Raw genomic sequence first — 17,667 nt, forward strand, 5'->3', positions numbered from 1 at the left:
GCCCCGCGCTGCGCCACTTCCCCCAGTTGTCCGAGGCCACGCTCAGCCGGCTCTTCCACCACCGGCCCCAGCCCTTCGACCGCACGGCGCCGCGCGCGCTCCTCGCGCACGCGCTGGGGGCCACGCTCTACGTCCCCGCCACCCGGGACCAGCTTGCGGACACGATCCGCCGCCGGCACGCGGCCGGGGTGCTCTCCATGGTCATCGATCTGGAGGACGCCGTCGCCGACGATGCCGCCCAGCTCGCGGTGGAACGGACCGTTGCAGCGCTCACGGAGCTCGCGGCCGACCCCGGGGCGCTCCCCCTGCTGTTCGTGCGCCCGCGCACCACCGCCGACACCGCCCACCTACTCGCAGAGCTCGGTACAGGTATCCGCGCACTCACCGGCGTGGTGCTGCCGAAGTTCGCCGCTGGTCCGGGGCGCGAGGCGCTCGCGGCGGCCCGCGCTCGCGGGCTGTACGCGATGCCCGTGCTGGAGACCGCCGCGATCGTGTACCGCGAGACCCGCGACGAGGCGCTCGGCGGGATCGCCACGGTGCTGGGCGAGTACCGCGAGTCGATCCTGGCGGTGCGGATCGGTGCGACGGACATGTCGGCGCTGTTCGGCATCCGGCGCGACCGCGACCTCACGATCTACGACGTGCACGTGGTGGCCGAGACCATCTCCGCCATCGTGGGTCGTCTGGGCCGTTCCGACGGAACGGGTTTCGTGGTCACCGGCCCGGTGTGGGAGTACTTCGCCGATCACGAGCGCATGTTCCGTCCCCTGCTGCGCGCCACGCCGTTCGAACGCAACCACGCGGCGCGCTTCCGCGAGCAGCTCGTGGGACGTGACCTGGACGGTCTGCTCCGCGAGACCGCCCTGGACCGGGCCAACGGACTGCACGGCAAGACGGTGATCCATCCGTCACACGTCGCAGCAGTGCACGCACTCTCGTCGGTGACGCACGAGGAACACCAGGACGCGCTGGACATCGCGGGCCGCGAAGCCGGCGGAGTCCTGGCCTCGAGCTACCGCAACAAGATGAACGAGATGAAGCCACACCGCAATTGGGCCCGACACACATTGATCCGAGCGGATCTGTTCGGCGTGACCAGACCGGAGATCGGATTCGTGGACCTGTTGACCGCGCTCGTGGAGGGACGATAGATGACGGTGCCGGCCACCCTGTGCGAGAACCTGGGCATGCGCCTGCGCGGCGACGCGCACTTGACGACGCTGGTCCGTCCCGGGCTGCGGCGCAATCCCCGCCGGGCGCACCTGCTGGTGTCGACGGTGCTGGGCAAACACCTCCCCGCCGACCCGGCCGAGGTGCGGGCCGCGGCGGACCGTCTGGCCGATCGCGTGGCGGAGGTGGTCGACGGGCCGTGCGTGGTCTTCGGATTCGCCGAGACCGCCACGGGATTGGGGCACTGCGTGGCCGCGCGGCTCGGCGCCGCCGTCTACCTGCAATCCACCCGCCGGCCCGGCGCGGTGGTGTACGGCGAGTTCACCGAGGGGCACTCGCACGCCACCTCGCACCTGCTGCAACCCAGTTCGCCGGACCTGCTCGCCGCTGCCGACACCCTGGTCCTCGTGGACGACGAGATCTCCACCGGCGCCACTGCTCTCGACTCGATCCGCGCCCTGCACGCCCTGGCGCCGCACCGGCGTTACGTGGTGGCCTCCCTGGTGGACGTCCGCCCGCAAGCGCACCGCGCGGAGATCGGGCGGCGCGCGACCGAGGCGGGCCTGGAGATCGAGTTCGTGGCCCTGGCGTCGGGCACCGTCGAACTGCCGGAAGGCCTTCCGGCCCGAGTGGCGGAGCTCCCCGCCACCGGGTTCAACCCGCACGGCTCCGCGCGCGGCACCGTCGAGGTGCTGCACGCGCCGTGGCCCCAGGACCTGCCCGACGGTGGCCGGCACGGCGCACTCGCCGCCGACCAGCCGCGGTACGCGGCGGCCGCCGACGCGGTCGCGGCGGCCGCTGCGCCGCACCTCGACGACCGCCCCGTGATCGTGATCGGGCACGAGGAACTCATGTACCTGCCGCTGTGCGTCGCGGAGGCGCTCGTCCGGCGCGGCGCAGCGGTCCGCTTCCAGACCACCACGCGGTCACCCGCGCTCGTGCGCGACGAGCCGGGCTACCCGCTGCGCCGCGGGTTCGAGTTCGGTGCGCCCGAGGACGATCCGGACGCGCCGCTGCGCTACCTGTACAACGCCGTCTGGGACGGAGCGGACGCCCGGCTGGTGTTCGTCGCGGACTCCCCCGCCGACACCGAGCGCCTGCGCGCGCCCGGCGGCCTCCTGGACGTGCTCACGGCGGCCGGTCACGACGTCCTGGTGCTCGTGGTTCCGGCGTCGGACCAAGCGGTGCTCGCCGCCGCGCGGGCGGCGGTGGCCGCCCGATGACCGCGACCACCCCGCCGCTCTGCGGACCCACCTTCGGCTCCTACGCCGCCGACGAGGTGACCTGGCTGCTCAAGGATCTCTCGCACGTGGCGCTGGAGGCCGACATCGCCGACCGCGAGCGCCGGATCCAGTCGGGTGCGGCGCATTACGCCGAGTCGCTACCCATCGAGTACCAGCCCAGTGCCGAGTACCGGGCGCTGTTCGACGCCGCTCTCGCCGCCTCGGCGCCGCGGCTCGCCCGGGCCGTCGGCACGGTCACCGAGCTGCTGCTGGCCGAGCGCGGCCGGGACGTGGTGCTGGTCTCGCTGGCGCGCGCGGGAACGCCGGTCGGGATCCTCATGCGCCGCTGGGCGCAGCGCGTGCACGGCCTGGACCTGCCGCACTACGCGGTGTCGATCGTGCGCGGCCGCGGCATCGATCACGTGGCCCTCGATCATCTGGTGGCCCACCACGATCCGGCGGCGATCGTGTTCGTCGACGGCTGGACCGGCAAGGGCGCCATCACCCGCGAGCTCGCCGAGGCGCTCGACGAGTACCACGCGACCTACGGCGTCCGCCTGAACCCCGACCTCGCGGTGCTCGCAGACCCGGGTCACTGCGTGCGCACGTACGGCACCCGGGACGACTTCCTCATCGCCTCGGCGTGCCTCAATTCCACCGTGTCCGGCCTGGTTTCGCGCACCGTTCTCAACGCCGACCTGATCGGGCCGGAGGAGTTCCACGGCGCCAAGTTCTACGCCGAGCTCGCCCCGCACGACGTGTCCGCGGTCCTGCTCGACACCGTCGCAGCCCGGTTCGACGGTGCCGCCCCCGCCGCCCGGGACGCCGCGGCCGCGCTCGCCGCGGATTCCCCGGCGCGGGAGCCGGACTGGTCCGGGTGGGCGTCGGTGGAGCGGGTCCGCGAGGAGTACGGCGTGTCGACGGCGAACCTCGTCAAACCCGGGATCGGCGAGACCACGCGGGTCCTGCTGCGCCGCGTCCCGTGGCGGGTGCTGCTGCGCGACCCGGACGATCCCGATCACCTGCACATCCGGCGGCTCGCCACCGAACGCGGTGTGCCCGTGGAGATCGTCCCGGACCTCGCGTACGCCTGCATCGGACTGATCAAGGAGGACTCGTGACCGCGTTCCTCACCAGCGATCTCGACCGCACCCTGATCTACTCGCAGGCCTCCGCCGGGCCCGCCTTCGCGACCGCAGAACCCGTCTGCGTGGAGACCTACCGCGACGCACCGTTGTCGTACATGTCCCCCGCCTCGCACGCCGGCCTCGCGTCGCTGGCCGCGTCGGGGTCGCTGGTGCCCACGACCACACGCACCCCGGAGCAGTACCGCCGCGTGCGTCTGCCGGGCGCCGCCGGCGACGGATTCCGCTCGCCGCACGCCCCGCGGCCGTACGCCTTCGCGATCTGCTCCAACGGCGGCGAGATCCTCGTGGAGGACGCGCCGGACCCTCGGTGGCAGGAGCACATCCTCGGTCTCCTCGCCGCGCTCCCCGCGAGCCTGGAGCAGATCACCGCCGAACTCGAACGACGCCTCGCGCCGGAGTGGGGGCCGCGGCTGCGCCTCGTGCCCGGCCTGTTCGCCTACGTCGTCTCGGAGACCCGGATCCCAGCGGATGCGGTCGAACAGTGGCGCACGTACTGCGAGCCGCGCGGCTGGATCGTGTCGCAGCAGGGCCGCAAGCTGTACACGATCCCCGAGCCGGTGACGAAGTCACGTGCGGCCCGTGAGGTACGCCGCCGCCTCGTGGAGGCCGGTGTGATCGAGGAGGGAGCGACCTGGCTCGCGGCGGGCGACGGCGCCCTCGACGCCGACCTGCTCGGCGCTGCCGATCGCGCGATCCGCCCCCGGCACGGCGAGCTCGAGGAGAACGCCTTCACCCTGCCGCACCTCACGCTCACCACATCGTCGGGCATCGCGGCGGGCACCGAGATCGTGGACTGGTTCGCCGCCGCCGGAACGCCAGCACCCGAAGCCGATTCGATCAAGGAGCTCCGATGAGCGCACTCGCCAAGGGCCAGAACGGGCCGCTTCCCGCCGGGTCCGTCACCGTCACCGTCGACCTGCCGGCTCCCGCGGACGTGTCCGCCCTGCTGGTCACCGATACGGGAAAGGTCCGCTCGGACGCGGATTTCGTCTTCTTCAACCAGCCGAACGGGCCCGGCGTGAGCCTGCTGAACGGCGCGCTGCGCATCGACGGCGCGCAGGTCCCGGCGGACATCGCCCAGGTCCGCATCGCGATCACCCTCGACGATGCCACCGCTTCGTTCGGGCGGTTCGGCGCGCCCGTCGCCCGCGTCGCCGACGCCACCGGCGCGCCGCTGTACGAGTACCCGATCGAGGGCCTGACCAGCGAATCGGTGGTGATCGCCGTGGAGGTGTACCGCCGTGGTGCCGACTGGAAGGTCCGCGCCATCGGGCAGGGCTACGCGGGCGGCTTCGCCGACCTGGTGCGCGACCACGGCGTGAGCGTGGACGACGCGCCCGCCACTCCGCCCGCCGCAGCACCGGCGGCGGCTCCGGCCGCGGCACCGTCTGCCGCGCCCCCGGCGACCGCGCCCCCGGCAGCACCCGGACCGTCCGGACAGCCGATCGACTACTTCGCGAGCGGGACGCCGTCGTCGGCCACCGCGGGCAGCGCCCCGATCGACTACTTCAACGCCCCCGCGCCGGGCCGCGCCGCACCGCCCTCCCACTCCGTACCGCCCGCTGCGCCCGCACAGCTGCCGTTCACCCCGACGGCGCAGCTCGCCGGGCAGCAACCAGCGGGTGCGCCGGAGATCAGCCTCACCAAGAGCAAGCGCGTGGACCTCACCAAGGGCCAGAAGGTGGTGCTGCGCAAGGACGGCGGCGTGCAGCTCACCCAGATCGCGATGGGCCTCGGTTGGGACCCCGTGCGCAAGCAGGGCCTGTTCGGCGGCCAGAGCAAGGACATCGACCTGGACGCCTCGGTGCTCCTGTACGCCGGGCAGCGGCACGTGGACACCGTCTACTTCGGTCAGCTCCGGTCGAAGGACGGGTCGATCCAGCACCAGGGCGACAACCTGACCGGCGCGGGCGACGGCGACGACGAGGTGGTCGACGTGAACCTGCCCGCGGTCTCGTCGCAGGTCACGACGCTGGTGTTCATCGTGAGCTCGTACCGGGGACAGCGCTTCGACCAGGTGGACAACGCGTACTGCCGGCTCGTGGACTCCACCACCGGCGCCGAGCTGGCGCGGTTCGCCCTCGCGGGCGGCATGCCCTACACGGGGATCGTGATGTGCACGATCACCCGCCAGGGCGCGGAGTGGAAGCTGCAGGCGATCGGCGACTGCATCAACGCCAAGACGCCGCGCGACGCGATCCCGCAGCTCGCGCCCTTCCTCGCCTGACGGCGTGTGCGGGATAGTGTTCGCTCAGCGGGCACTATCCCGCACAGGCCGGGATGCGAGCCGGCTAGGTGGCGGCGATCTTCTTCGTGCGCAGATACAGCACGGCGCAGATCCCGGCGAACACGGCCACGCCGAGCGCCTCGCCCCAGTGGAGCCAGCCCTCGCCGATGAACGGCAGCGCCAGCGGCTCGTCCTTGTCGGTCGCGACGACGATGCCCGCGTAGATCACGCCGAACAGCGACTCGCCCACGATGAGGCCGGTGGCCAGCAGCGTGCCGAGGCGCTTGCGGCCCTCGGCCACCTCTCCGGTGGCGGAGCGGTCCGCCCACCGGTTGTAGAAGAAGCCGAGCACTGCGCCGACGGGGATCATGAGCGTGACGCTCATGGGCAGGTACATGCCCATACCCACGGCGAGCGGCGGCAGCCGGAACTTCGACATCCGGGAGAGCACCTCGTCGATCACGATGACACCGGCGCCGATGAGAGCGCCGAGCCCGATGAGACCCCAGTCGAGGTCGCCGCCGAAGACGCCCTGCGACAGGCTGGCGAGCAGGGAGGCCTGCGGCGCCGCGAGGGCGTTCTCGCCCGCGCCGGGCGCGCCGACGAAGCCGAAGCCGTTCTGCAGCAGGTCGAGCACCGGCGGGATGATGGCGGAGCCGAAGGCCACGCCGACCACGAGCGCCACCTGCTGCTTCCACGGCGTCGCGCCGACCAACTGGCCGGTCTTCAGGTCCTGCAGGTTGTCGTTGGAGATGGTGGCGATGCTGAAGATGATCGCGGCGGTGAACAGCGTGTAGGCCACCAGCGCGGTGGCGGTGTCGCCCTCCGACGGTCCCCAGACCGCCCGGATCAGCAGCGCGGCAGCCAACACGACGAGGATGCCGACGCCCGAAACGGGACTGTTGGACGCTCCGATCAGGCCGGCCATGTAGCCGCACACAGACGCCACGACGAGGCCGAGCACCAGGATGAACAGGATGCTCAGCAGGATGATACCGCCCGCCTCGCCGTCGAGCGGGTTGCCGGCGGCGTCGTACTTCGGATTGGACGTGAACAGCCACAGCAGCACGCCGATCGGCACCAGTGACACCAGCACGATGCCGGCCACGTACGGGAAGGGCATGTCCCGCTCGGTGATGTCCACGAGCTGGCCCTCCCGGCGCTTGCGCGAACTGGCTATGGAATCGGCGATACCGCGCAGGACGGGGCCCAGGATCTTCACCAGCGTCCACACGGCGGCGATGGCGATCGCGCCGGCGCCGATGAGGCGGACCTCGGTGCTGAACGCCGTCGAGATGACCTTGGTGATGCTGCCGGTCTCGGGCAGATCGCCCGCGGTCCAGATCGGGAGGAGCACGAAGTAGGAGATGACGAGGCCGACGATCATCGCGACGCCGACCGTCACGCCCACGAGGTGCCCGACGCCGATGAGGGCGAACGATAGTCCGGGCACGAACAGGCTGCCGCCGTTGCCGATCCGCAGGGTGGTGGAGAGACCCTCCGCCACGAACTTCATCTTCGCGAGCAGCGCGTAGCCCGCCGCGGCGACGGAGCCGAGGATGATCAGGTGCAGGCCGCGCTTGTTCTCACTCGCGCCCTCGGCGGTGTCGCCGACCTTGAGCACCTCGGCCGCCGCGACGCCCTCGGGGAAGGGCAGGTCCGAGCCGGTGACCAACGCCCGTCGCAGGGGGATCGAGTACATGACGCCGAGCACGCCGCCGATCAGGCACACCAGCATGGTGGTCCAGTAGGGGAAGCCCTGCCACCAGCCGATCATCACCAGGCCGGGCAGGATGAACACGATCGCCGACAGGGTTCCCGCGGCGGACGCGATCGTCTGCACGATGTTGTTCTCGATGATGGAGTGGTTCGCGAAGTAGCGCAGCAGCGCCATCGAGATCACGGCCGCGGGAATCGAGGTGGCGAAGGTGAGGCCGACCTTGAGCCCGAGGTAGGCGTTCGCGGCGGTGAAGACGAGCGTGATGACGCCGCCGAGGATCACGGCGCGAGTGGTGAATTCTCGGACACCGGATTGCGGCGTCTTCGAAATCGATACTGACATGGGGGTATCCCTCCGGAGGACGATGGCCCGGGTTGGACCGAATGTGCAAACCCTAAGTCCAGGCAGGCGATCGTACGACGGGAACGGGTCAGGTAGTGCGGCGAGGTCACGAGTCGTACGCTGGCGATGTGCGATTCGGAGTGGTGATCCTGCCCCAGTACCCCTGGCCCGAGGCCCGGCGCCGCTGGCGCAAGGCGGAAGACCTGGGCTTCGACCACGCCTGGACCTATGACCACCTGTCCTGGCGCACACTCGCCGATCAACCGTGGGGCGCGACGATCCCCCTGCTCACCGCCGCCGCGACCGCCACGGAACGAATCAGCCTCGGCACCTTCGTCACGTCCCCCAACTTCCGTCACCCCGTGCCGTTCGCCAAGGACCTGGCCGGCGTCGACGAGATCTCCGGCGGTCGGCTGGTGCTGGGGATCGGCTCGGGCGGAACCGGTTTCGACGCGTTCGTGCTGGGGCAACCCGAGCTCACGCCGCGCGAGCGGCACGAACGGTTCGTCGAGTTCACCCGCGACCTGGACGTGTTGTTGCGTTTCGAGGACGGCTCCGGCGGGATCAGCTTCGACGGTCCGCGGTACCGCGCCGTGGACGCGCGCATGGTCGGCGCGCCCGCGCAGTCGCCGCGCATGCCGTTCGTGCTCGCGGCGAACGGCCCGAAGGGCCTGCGTCTCGTGGCCGAGCAGGGGCAGGGCTGGGTCACGACCGGGCCCGACGGTGACGGTGGTGACCCCTGGTGGTCCCGCGTCGCCGAGCTCTCGCAGCGCCTCGATGACGCGCTCGACACTGCCGGCCGGGAGCGCGGCACCGTCGACCGGTACCTGTCGATCGACTCGGGCGGGACGTACTCCCTGAGCTCACCAGGCGCCGCCGACGACGCCGTGGGCCGCGCCGCGGAGCTCGGCTTCACCGATGTGATCCTGCACTGGCCCCGCACCGGCGAACCCTACGCGGGCACCGAGGAGGCCCTCGACGCCTTCGCCGAGCGGCACCTACCGCGCCGCTGACGTCCCTGCCCTCCCGGTGCGGGTACGGGGGTATGCGATTGCCGGCGCACACTCGGAATCCGTCCACCCCGGACACGCTGTCCATGTCGGACGGAATCCGAGTGTCGTCCGCCCGCGGCCGGCGGCCGGGCGGAGCGAAGCGCGAGGCGGTGCTCGTCGTTCACCGGGACTTTGCCGTCTGATCATGTCCCACTTTTACTGTTGCGGGGATTCAGCACAGCCAATCAAGTTCAGCCAGCCAGCCAGCCCCAGGGAGAACCATGCGCCTGCCCAACCTGCGCCTGCTCACCGATCACGACGGCAAGTCCGCAAGGTCGCACACCACCTGCAAGTACAAGTGCGGCAACCAGTGCTTCCGTGAGCACGACAACCAGTCGGACAACGAGTACTTCGGCGACATCACGCGTCGCACCGTGCTCCGCGGCGCCGGCGTTGCCGCCCTGGGCGCGGGTGCGGTCACCGTCCTCGCCGCTTGTGGCGACTCGGGCAGCACCGGCGCGGGCGCCTCGTCGAGCGCGGCCGCGGGCGGCGCGGGTAACGGCGCCCCGGCCCAGAACGTGAACGCACCCGGCCTGAACTTCAACGCCATCACCCCGAACAAGGCCGACGCCGTTACCGTGCCGGAGGGTTACGAGCAGGCCGTCGTGATCCGCTGGGGCGACCCGGTGGTCCCCGGGGCGCCGCAGTTCGACTTCGACAACCAGACGCCCGAGGCGCAGGCGCAGCAGTTCGGCTACAACAACGATTTCACGGATCTCATTGCGGTGGACGGTAAGCCGGACACCTTTATCATGGTGTGCAACCAGGAGTACACGACCGGTGAGCACATGTTCAAGGGGTACGAGGAGGGCGACCCCACCGAGAACCAGGTCCGGGTCGAGATGGCCGCGCACGGCATCACCGTGGTCGAGGTGAAGGGCGAGCCCGGCTCGGGCAAGCTGACTCCCGTTCTGGGAGAGTGCAACCGGCGCATCACCGCCTCGACGGAGTTCGAGCTGCGCGGCCCGGCCGCCGGCACCTTCTTCACGAAGACCACCGCGGACCCCACCGGCACCCGCGTGCTCGGCACCATCGCCAACTGCTCGGGCGGCATCACGCCGTGGGGCACCATGATCTCCGGCGAGGAGAACTACACCAACTACTTCTCGGGTGCCGACAAACCGCCACTGCCCGGCCTCGCCGAGGGCTGGAAGCGCTACGGCGTGGGCAAGGACGAGGACTACCACCACTGGGGCAAGTACGAGGACCGCTTCGACCTGGCCAAGGAGAGCAACGAGATCCACCGGTTCGGTTACCTGGTCGAGGTCAACCCGCACGACCCGAAGTCCACTCCGATCAAGCACTCGGCCCTGGGCCGAATGAAGCGCGAGGGCGGCAACATCTACGTCACGCCCACGGGCGAGGTCGTGACCTACTGCGGCGACGACTCGAAGTTCGAGTACATCTACAAGTTCGTCAGCTCGCGGAAGATCCAGCCCGGCAAGGGCGCCGCGGCCATGGAGGCGAACATGCGGATCCTCGACGAGGGCACGCTGTACGTCGCGAAGTTCGAGGGCCAGAAGGTCGCGAACGGTGAGGTCCCCGAGGGCGGCTACAAGGGCACCGGCACGTGGATCCCGTTGCTGACCACCAAGGCCGACGGCAGCGCCGAGTCGCACGTCGACGGCATGCCGGCCGAGAACGTGGCGCTGTGGACCCGGGTGGCGGGCGACAAGGTGGGCGCCACCAAGATGGACCGACCCGAGGACATCGAGCCGAATCCCAAGACCGGCAAGATCTACTGCGCGCTGACCAACAACAGCGACCGCGGCACCGACGGCAAGGCGGGCATCGACACGCCGAATCCGCGCGTGAAGAACAAGAGCGGCCAGCTGCTCGAGATCACCGACAACCACACCGGCACCGACTTCTCCTGGGACCTGCTGCTGGTGTGCGGCGATCCCGCCGCCGCCGACACCTATTACGGCGGGTTCGACAAGACCAAGGTCTCGCGGATCAGCTGCCCCGACAACGTCACCTTCGACTCCCACGGCAACCTGTGGATCTCGACGGACGGCACCAACGACACCTTCGACAGCAACGACGGCCTGTTCGGCGTGGTTCTCGAGGGCAAGGACCGCGGCCTGACCAAGCAGTTCCTCACCGTGCCCTTCGGCGCCGAGACCTGCGGCCCCGTCGTGCGGGACAACCGCGTGCTCGTCGCCGTGCAGCACCCCGGCGAGACCGACGACGCCAACGCCGACAAGCCCTCGTCGCACTGGCCCGACGGCGGCGCGTCGCAGCCCCGACCGTCAGTCGTCGCGGTGTGGAAGAAGTCGGGAAACATCGGCACGTAGCCTCCCTTTCCAGGTCCGACGGTGCCGGGGCAGCCTCCGTGCGGCCCGGCACCGTCGCGCTTGTGCCTACTATCGACGTATGACTACCGCGCCCGACGCACCGTCGACCAGGCACTCCGACGCCGAGGTTGACGATCTCTCCGCGCGCCTGCGCTCCCCGCTGCTGCAGCTGCACTTCCTGATGAAGCGCAACACACCCGGGCCGGACCTGACGCCCGCGCAGCAGGCGGCGGTGCAGAGCCTGCTCCGACTCGGCCCCGTCCGGATGGGCGAACTGGCCCACTTCCTGCGGATCCGCCTGCCCTCGGCGACCAGCGCGGTCGACGGGCTGGAGCGGCTCGGCCTGGCGCAGCGCACGCCCGATCCCGATGACGGTCGCGCCGTCGTGGTGCAGCTGTCGGAGCAGGGACACGAGCTGACCTCCGAACTGATCGCCGCGCGCAACGCCGTCCTGGCCGGACACCTGCGCCAGCTCACCGCCGAGGACCTGCGCAATCTGGACGCGGCCGTCCCCGCGCTGAACAAGCTGATCGACCGCTACCGCGAGGACGACTGACCGCGCCCTGAGCGATAGGTCACACCGGCTTGCTCTTCGTCCATCTAATAGTTAGAGTTTCGTAGTATTAGAGAGGAGCTGCGATGACGACCACCGCCGAACGTACCGAGACCGACCACGGGCACCCCAGCCTGCGTGAGACGCTCTCCCATCAGCCGAAAGCGGTGTGGGTCACGGCGTTCGCCGCGGTCATCGCGTTCATGGGTATCGGCCTGGTGGATCCGATCCTGGTGTCGATCGCGGAGTCGCTGCACGCGACACCGAGCCAGACCACGCTGTTGTTCTCCTCCTACCTGGGCGTGCAGGTCGTGGCGATGCTGTTCATCGGCTGGTTCACGTCGATGTTCGGCGCCAAGCGAACCGTGATCGCCGGGCTGCTGCTCATCGTGATCGCCTCCGGCGCCTGCGCGCTCGCGGACTCGATCGGGGCGCTCGTGGCCTGGCGTGCCATCTGGGGTCTGGGCAACGCGCTGTTCATCGCCACCGCGCTCGCCGTCATCGTCGCCGCTGCGACCGGCGGCCAGCAGGGCGCGATCCTGCTCTACGAGGCCGCACTCGGCGTGGGCCTGGCCGTCGGTCCGCTGCTGGGCGCCGTGCTCGGCGGCGTCTCGTGGCGCGGCCCGTTCGCCGGCACCGCGCTGCTCATGCTCATCGGCGCCGTCCTGTGCGCGACGATGCTGAAACCCGATGCGGCCGAGGCGAAGGAGAAGCGGCAGCGGGAGGGCACCGTCTCGCCCCTGGCGCCCCTGCGCGCCCTGCGCCAGCGGGGACTGTTCCTCACCGGCCTGGGCTCCGCCTTCTACACCGCCGCGTTCTTCACCGTCCTCGCGTGGTCGCCGTTCGTGCTGCACCGCAGCGCGTACTTCGTGGGCGCCGTCTTCGTCGGCTGGGGCCTGCTGGTCGCCATCAGCGGCGTCTGGCTCGCGCCGAAGGTCGCCGCAGCCCTCGGCGAGCGGACCGGCTCGATCGCCGCCGTACTGGTCTACGGCGCCCTGCTGGTGGTCGCTGCCCTCGGGCACGGATCCGTCGCCGTCGTCGTCACCGTCGTGGTGCTCTCCGGCATCCCGTCGGGCGTGCTGAACACCCTGTTCACCGGCACGGCGATGTCGATCGCCGACGCGCCGCGACCCGTGGCCAGCGCCGGCTACAACTTCCTCCGCTGGGCGGGCGGCGCCCTCGCCGCCACGTTCGTCGCGCACTTCGCGACCTGGTTCGGCAGCCCCGCCGCCCCGTTCTACATCGGCGCCGTCGCCTGCCTGGTGGCTGCGGTCATCCTGACCCAGGTGCGCGGCCCGAAGGCCGACTCACACGACGTCCCGGCCGAGGCCGCGCTGGTGGGCGACGCGGAATTCTGATCCCGGCCCGCAGGTGAATCCGCGGCTGAGCGAACACAGGAAACCGAGTACGGCCTCCTGTCGCCGCCCAGCCGCGGATTCGCACGTCGCCCCTCCTTCGCTACGGTGGGCACCATGACCGACGATCGCCCCCTCGCCCTCGTCACCGGCGCCTCCCGCGGCCTCGGTACCGCCATCGCGCGGGACCTCTCCGGCACGCACCGCCTGCTCCTCGGCGGCCGCCCCTCCCCGGCCTCGACGCGCTCGTGTCCGGGTTCGACGGTGCCGCACCGTTTCCGGCAGATCTCACCGATCACACGGCGGTCGCCGAGCAGGCGGCGTCGATCACGAAGCTGGACGTGCTGGTGCACAACGCCGGCGTCGGTCGGATCGGGCGGATCGAGGACACCCCGGCCGCCGACTGGCGGGAGATGTTCGAGGTCAACCTGCTGGCCGTCGTTGAGCTGACCAAGGCGCTGCTGCCCGCGCTGCGCGCGGCGGGCGGCCATGTGGTGCTGATCAATTCGGGCGCGGGCAAGCGCGCCAATCCCGGCTGGGCGGCGTACGCGGCCAGCAAGTTCGGGCTCACTTCGTTCGCGGAAGCCCTCCGCGCCGAGGAACCCGCGCTGCGCGTGACGAGCGTGTTCCCCGGGCGGATCGACACAGACATGCAGCAGGGGATCTTCGCAGCCGAGGGCCGCGAGTACGCGACCGACGGGCTGCTGACGCCCGCGACGGTCGCCGCCGCCGTCGGGCACGCCGTGCGGATGCCCGGCGACGCGCACCCCACCGAGATCGTGCTGCGACCCCGCTGACGCCGGACCTGTGCCGGCCGACGCCCTGCCGGCCCGCGGCGCGCGGCGTACCGTCGGGACCATGAGCAGCGAGAAGTGGGCGGAAGTGGACACGTACCTCGAGGCCACCGTCGCACCGGACGGTGCCGACCTGGAGCCGATCCGGGCCGCGCAGGCCGCCGGCGGACTCCCCGACATCGCGGTCTCGCCCACCCAGGGGAAGTTCCTGTACCTGCTCGCGAGGATCGCCGGCGCGCGACGGATCCTCGAGATCGGGACGCTCGGTGGGTACAGCACGGCGTGGCTGGCGCGGGCCGTCGGTCCCGACGGTGCCGTGGTCACCCTCGAGTACGACCCCCGGCACGCCGAGGTGGCGCGCGCGAGCCTCGACGAGGCGGGGTTCGGTGCGCTGGTGGAGATCCGCGTCGGCCCCGCGGTCGACTCCCTGCCCTTCCTCGACGGCCCCTTCGATCTGGTGTTCATCGACGCGGATAAGGCCAACAACCGCGTGTACCTCGACTGGGCCGTGCGACTGTCCCGGCCGGGCACCGTGATCGTCCTGGACAACGTCGTACGCCGGCTCGGCGAGTCGAGTCCGGAGGCGGAGGGGATCCGCAGCGCCCTGGAGCGATTCGGCACCGATCCGCGGCTCGACGCGACGGCGCTGCAGACCGTGGGCGTGAAGGGATGGGACGGGCTCGCCGTCGCACAGGTGCGCTGACCGTGTGTGCGCGAACTCTGACGCTCTACGCCTTCGTGATCGGCGACTTGTAGAGCGAATTAACCCGTTCCCCGTCGAGCCACTCCCCCAGCCGGTCCGCCTGCGCCTGCAGCGCCTCGCGGGCCGGTAGGGGCGTGTCCGGCTTCACCACGAGCCCGACGGTGCCGGCCTCGTCCTGCGTGTAGGCGCCCACGATCTCGCCGTCCCACCACGCGGTGGTGCCGGCGTTGCCGGCCGTATCGTAGATCGCCCCGGCGAACGCGGGATCCAGATAGAACTCGCGCTCCTTCCACCCCATCGGCGTGGGATCCAGTGCGGGGAGCAGTGCGGCCCACGGTTCGACGGGGCCCACCGGGTCGAGATCGTCCGGGAGCACGTAGCCGGTGCGGTCGCGCTCCAATCGCACGGTGGCGGCCCCGATCTCGGCGAGCGCTGCGCGGATCGCCGACTTCGTGGCGCCGAACCACCACACCACGTCGGTCTCGGTGGCCGGCCCGAACGCCCGCAGGTACTCGCGTACCAGAATCGCGTAGCCCTCGGCCGCGCCGGTGCGGTCCGCCGGACCGCCGAACCAGTCGTCGGTGCGTGCCCAGAGGTTGCGGTTGACTCGCCAGTGGCTCTCGTTGCGGGCCCGCACGAGCGCACCCGAGGCGCCGAGCCAGGTGAGAACCCGTGGCGCCAGATGCATTTCGCCGCCGTACTTCTTGCCCTCCGCCATCATCACCCGGCCGTCGAGCTCCGGCAGACGTTCGCGAAGCTCCTTGGCGCTCAGCTGCTTCCCGCCGAGCTCGGCCAGCACCGCCCGGCGCGCCTCGGCGAGCCAGGCGGCACCGTCGGCCGTCACGCCACCGCGTTCGGCGTCCTTGACCACCTTCGCGTGCTCGGTGCCGGCCACGCGCTCCGACGGTGCGCCCAACACCGCCGGGTGCAGGCTCCGGGGGAACACGAACATGGTGCGGCGCATGGCGAGTTGCTTCACCAGCGACTTGGAGTCCCACAGCTCCCGCTCGTAGTCCCCGCGGGCGAACTCGTGCATGCGGGCGTGCAGCGACAGGTACGGCGTCGCGGGCTCCGTGGCGTGCAGCGCCACTACGGCGTCCACCGCCTCGGCCACCGTGTCGACGCGGTGCGGCGCCGCCAGGGCGTGGCGCCGGGCGAGGCGGGCCCGTCGTTCGGCGTCGTCGATCAGCCGCAACGCGTTCACCGTGGGCTCCTCTCCAGCGCGTGCCACAGCGCCCGCGGGTATACGCGGCCATCCCGTGGCACCGCCCGAGTCTATGCCGAGGGGCCGACAGCGGCGCCGAACTTCCGGGCGGCGGGGCACCACGAGTAGCCCACCGATCGGACTCGATGCTTATTTCGATTAGATTGCACGTCCTCGAACAACGGCGTAGACTTGCACTAGCGGGAAGGAGGCGGATCATGGTTCCCACCAGTACAGTTGCCGAGTATCTCGACGCCGTCGCCTCCTTCGAACGCGCTGCGGAGCAGCTGGCTGCCACCAACCCTGTGATGCTCTCCGGCCAGGAAGTACTCGGCTGCCTGCATCGCGTGGAGACCGCCGCCCGCAAGATCCCCGCCGCGCAGCACTGGCTCACCGAAGTCTCGATCGAACAGGGCCTGCACAACGAACTCGGTTACACCAGCACCAAAGAACTCCTGGTCGACCAGCTCCGCCTCGCCGGCGGCGAGGCGGCCGACCGGGTCCGCGGCGCCCGCAACCGCGCACCTCGCCAGGAGCGCGGATCCGCCCCCGGACCGCGTCTTCCGCTGGTCGCAGCCGCACAACGCGATGGGCGGATCTCGGAACGGCACGCCATCGCGATCGACAGGGCCGTCGACAAATGCGGCCGCAAGCTTCCCGCGCACCAGCTCGAACCCCTCGAGGAAATGCTGGTCATCGCAGCCGAATCCGTCACCCCTGACGACATCGCCGCGCTCGGCCGCAAGGCCTACGAGACCATCGACCCCGACGGTGCCGAGCCCTCCGCTGAGGACATCGCCCGCCAACGCGACCTGCATCTGGGCAAACAGCGCGACGACGACCTCATGAGCACGCTCGAAGGATGCCTGGCCCCCGAAGCCCGCGCGCTCGTCGACACAGTGATGGACAAGCTCGCCCGCCCCGGAGTGAACAACCCCGCCGACGCCGACAACCCCGTCGACATCGATGACCCCGACGCGATCGCCAACGCCGCCAAACGCGACAAACGGACCGCCGGGCAACGCCGGCACGACGCGCTCGCCGCCGCGCTCCGCGCCGGCATCGCATCCGGGATCCTCGGCCAACACCGCGGCCTACCGTGCATACCGATCATCACCCTCGGCATCGACCAACTCGAATCCCACACCGGCATCGCCACCACCGCCACCGGCGGCAGGCTGCCCGTGCCCGACGCCCTAGCGATGATGGGCGGCAACCCCAAGTACGTGCTGCTACTCGACCTCGCCGCGCGCCCGCTGTTCCTCGGCCGGGAAAAACGCCTCGCCACCGCCGATCAGCGGATCGCCCTCTACGGATCCGAGAAGGGCTGCACCGCCCCCGGCTGCGACGCCCCCGCCACCCGCTGCCAAGTGCACCACATCACCGAATGGGCCGACGGCGGCCGCACCGACATCACGACGCTCACCCTGGCCTGCGACAAGCACCACGGCAAAGTCGTCCCCGGAAAGGATCAGATCCGCCGCGGCTTCGAAACAGTGGTCCTGCCCGACCATAACCAGTACCCGGGCCGGACGGGATGGCGCCGCACCGCCGACCCCGCAGGCGACTACCGCGTCAACCACACCCATCACACGCACGAGCTGTATCAACAGGCCCAAGAGCACCACCGGCAACGGCACCAGGCCTACGCCGACGCCTGGCGCGCCGAGGACGAACGCGCCCTCTACCGCGACCTCGTCGGCACCATCCACGACGACATCGCGGCGATCCTCGACGGCCCGAACGGACCACCCACCCTCGAAACCCTTCTCTCCGAACACGACGACGACAACCACTGGCGCACCGAACCCCCATGGCCGATGGACGCCGCCGGGCACCGCGACGCGGCGTAGCCACGAAAGCGCTACGCCTGCACACC

Annotated in this window: 13 protein-coding genes and 1 pseudogene; 12 read left to right on the forward strand and 2 right to left on the reverse strand. The window is 70.8% G+C overall.

Translation table 11 applies throughout. The features are described 5' to 3' along the window. Positions 1-8 precede the first annotated feature (8 nt). The 5 genes from MTP03_RS22250 to MTP03_RS22270 are packed head-to-tail and all read left to right on the forward strand — an operon-like array spanning position 9 to position 5,768. Complete coding sequence (locus MTP03_RS22250; protein ID WP_248492335.1) at positions 9-1,151, forward strand: HpcH/HpaI aldolase/citrate lyase family protein; 1,143 nt, start codon at positions 9-11, stop codon at positions 1,149-1,151. After that, positions 1,152-2,393, forward strand: a complete 1,242-nt coding sequence (locus MTP03_RS22255; RefSeq protein WP_371820829.1) for a phosphoribosyltransferase family protein — start codon at positions 1,152-1,154, stop codon at positions 2,391-2,393. Then, positions 2,390-3,514 carry a cysteine protease StiP family protein gene (locus tag MTP03_RS22260; protein ID WP_248490007.1) on the forward strand — a complete coding sequence of 375 codons (1,125 nt, stop codon included), beginning with the start codon at positions 2,390-2,392 and terminating at the stop codon, positions 3,512-3,514. Before MTP03_RS22255 ends, MTP03_RS22260 begins: the two co-directional genes overlap by 4 nt. After that, positions 3,511-4,395, forward strand: a complete 885-nt coding sequence (locus MTP03_RS22265) for an HAD family hydrolase (RefSeq protein ID WP_248490008.1) — start codon at positions 3,511-3,513, stop codon at positions 4,393-4,395. Before MTP03_RS22260 ends, MTP03_RS22265 begins: the two co-directional genes overlap by 4 nt. Further along, positions 4,392-5,768 carry a TerD family protein gene (locus MTP03_RS22270; protein ID WP_248490009.1) on the forward strand — a complete coding sequence of 459 codons (1,377 nt, stop codon included), beginning with the start codon at positions 4,392-4,394 and terminating at the stop codon, positions 5,766-5,768. Before MTP03_RS22265 ends, MTP03_RS22270 begins: the two co-directional genes overlap by 4 nt. A gap of 64 nt (positions 5,769-5,832) precedes the next feature. Here the strand turns inward: MTP03_RS22270 and MTP03_RS22275 are convergent, their stop codons facing one another. Further along, entirely contained in the window at positions 5,833-7,830 is a 1,998-nt protein-coding gene (locus MTP03_RS22275) for an OPT family oligopeptide transporter (RefSeq protein ID WP_248490010.1), read from the reverse strand. A 128-nt stretch (positions 7,831-7,958) separates the two neighbouring features. Between MTP03_RS22275 and MTP03_RS22280 the strand changes: the two genes are divergently transcribed. The 6 genes and pseudogenes from MTP03_RS22280 to MTP03_RS22305 all read left to right on the forward strand — a co-directional run bounded on the left by MTP03_RS22280 (position 7,959) and on the right by MTP03_RS22305 (position 14,584). Continuing rightward, positions 7,959-8,843 (forward strand): LLM class flavin-dependent oxidoreductase, encoded by an 885-nt coding sequence (locus MTP03_RS22280; RefSeq protein ID WP_248490011.1) that lies wholly within the window; start codon positions 7,959-7,961, stop codon positions 8,841-8,843. A 260-nt stretch (positions 8,844-9,103) separates the two neighbouring features. Further along, positions 9,104-11,179 (forward strand): PhoX family phosphatase, encoded by a 2,076-nt coding sequence (locus tag MTP03_RS22285; RefSeq protein ID WP_248490012.1) that lies wholly within the window; start codon positions 9,104-9,106, stop codon positions 11,177-11,179. 79 nt (positions 11,180-11,258) lie between these two features. Then, positions 11,259-11,735, forward strand: coding sequence for a MarR family winged helix-turn-helix transcriptional regulator (locus tag MTP03_RS22290; RefSeq protein WP_248490013.1), 477 nt, complete (start codon positions 11,259-11,261; stop codon positions 11,733-11,735). A gap of 83 nt (positions 11,736-11,818) precedes the next feature. After that, positions 11,819-13,090, forward strand: coding sequence for an MFS transporter (locus MTP03_RS22295; RefSeq protein ID WP_248490014.1), 1,272 nt, complete (start codon positions 11,819-11,821; stop codon positions 13,088-13,090). Positions 13,091-13,204: 114 nt separating this feature from the next. Continuing rightward, a pseudogene (locus tag MTP03_RS22300) lies at positions 13,205-13,884 on the forward strand (SDR family oxidoreductase). Positions 13,885-13,945: 61 nt separating this feature from the next. Then, positions 13,946-14,584, forward strand: coding sequence for an O-methyltransferase (locus MTP03_RS22305; RefSeq protein ID WP_248490015.1), 639 nt, complete (start codon positions 13,946-13,948; stop codon positions 14,582-14,584). Between the two features lie 25 nt (positions 14,585-14,609). Here MTP03_RS22305 and MTP03_RS22310 read toward each other — a convergent pair whose 3' ends face one another. Further along, a complete protein-coding gene (locus MTP03_RS22310; protein ID WP_248490016.1) occupies positions 14,610-15,788 on the reverse strand; it encodes a winged helix DNA-binding domain-containing protein in 1,179 nt (392 codons plus the stop codon). 164 nt (positions 15,789-15,952) lie between these two features. On the opposite strand from MTP03_RS22310, the gene MTP03_RS22315 reads away from it, so the two are divergent. Further along, complete coding sequence (locus tag MTP03_RS22315; RefSeq protein WP_248490017.1) at positions 15,953-17,641, forward strand: HNH endonuclease signature motif containing protein; 1,689 nt, start codon at positions 15,953-15,955, stop codon at positions 17,639-17,641. Positions 17,642-17,667: the final 26 nt, after the last annotated feature.

It is taken from the genome of Tsukamurella sp. PLM1, assembly GCF_023168325.1.
GTDB lineage: Bacteria > Actinomycetota > Actinomycetes > Mycobacteriales > Mycobacteriaceae > Tsukamurella.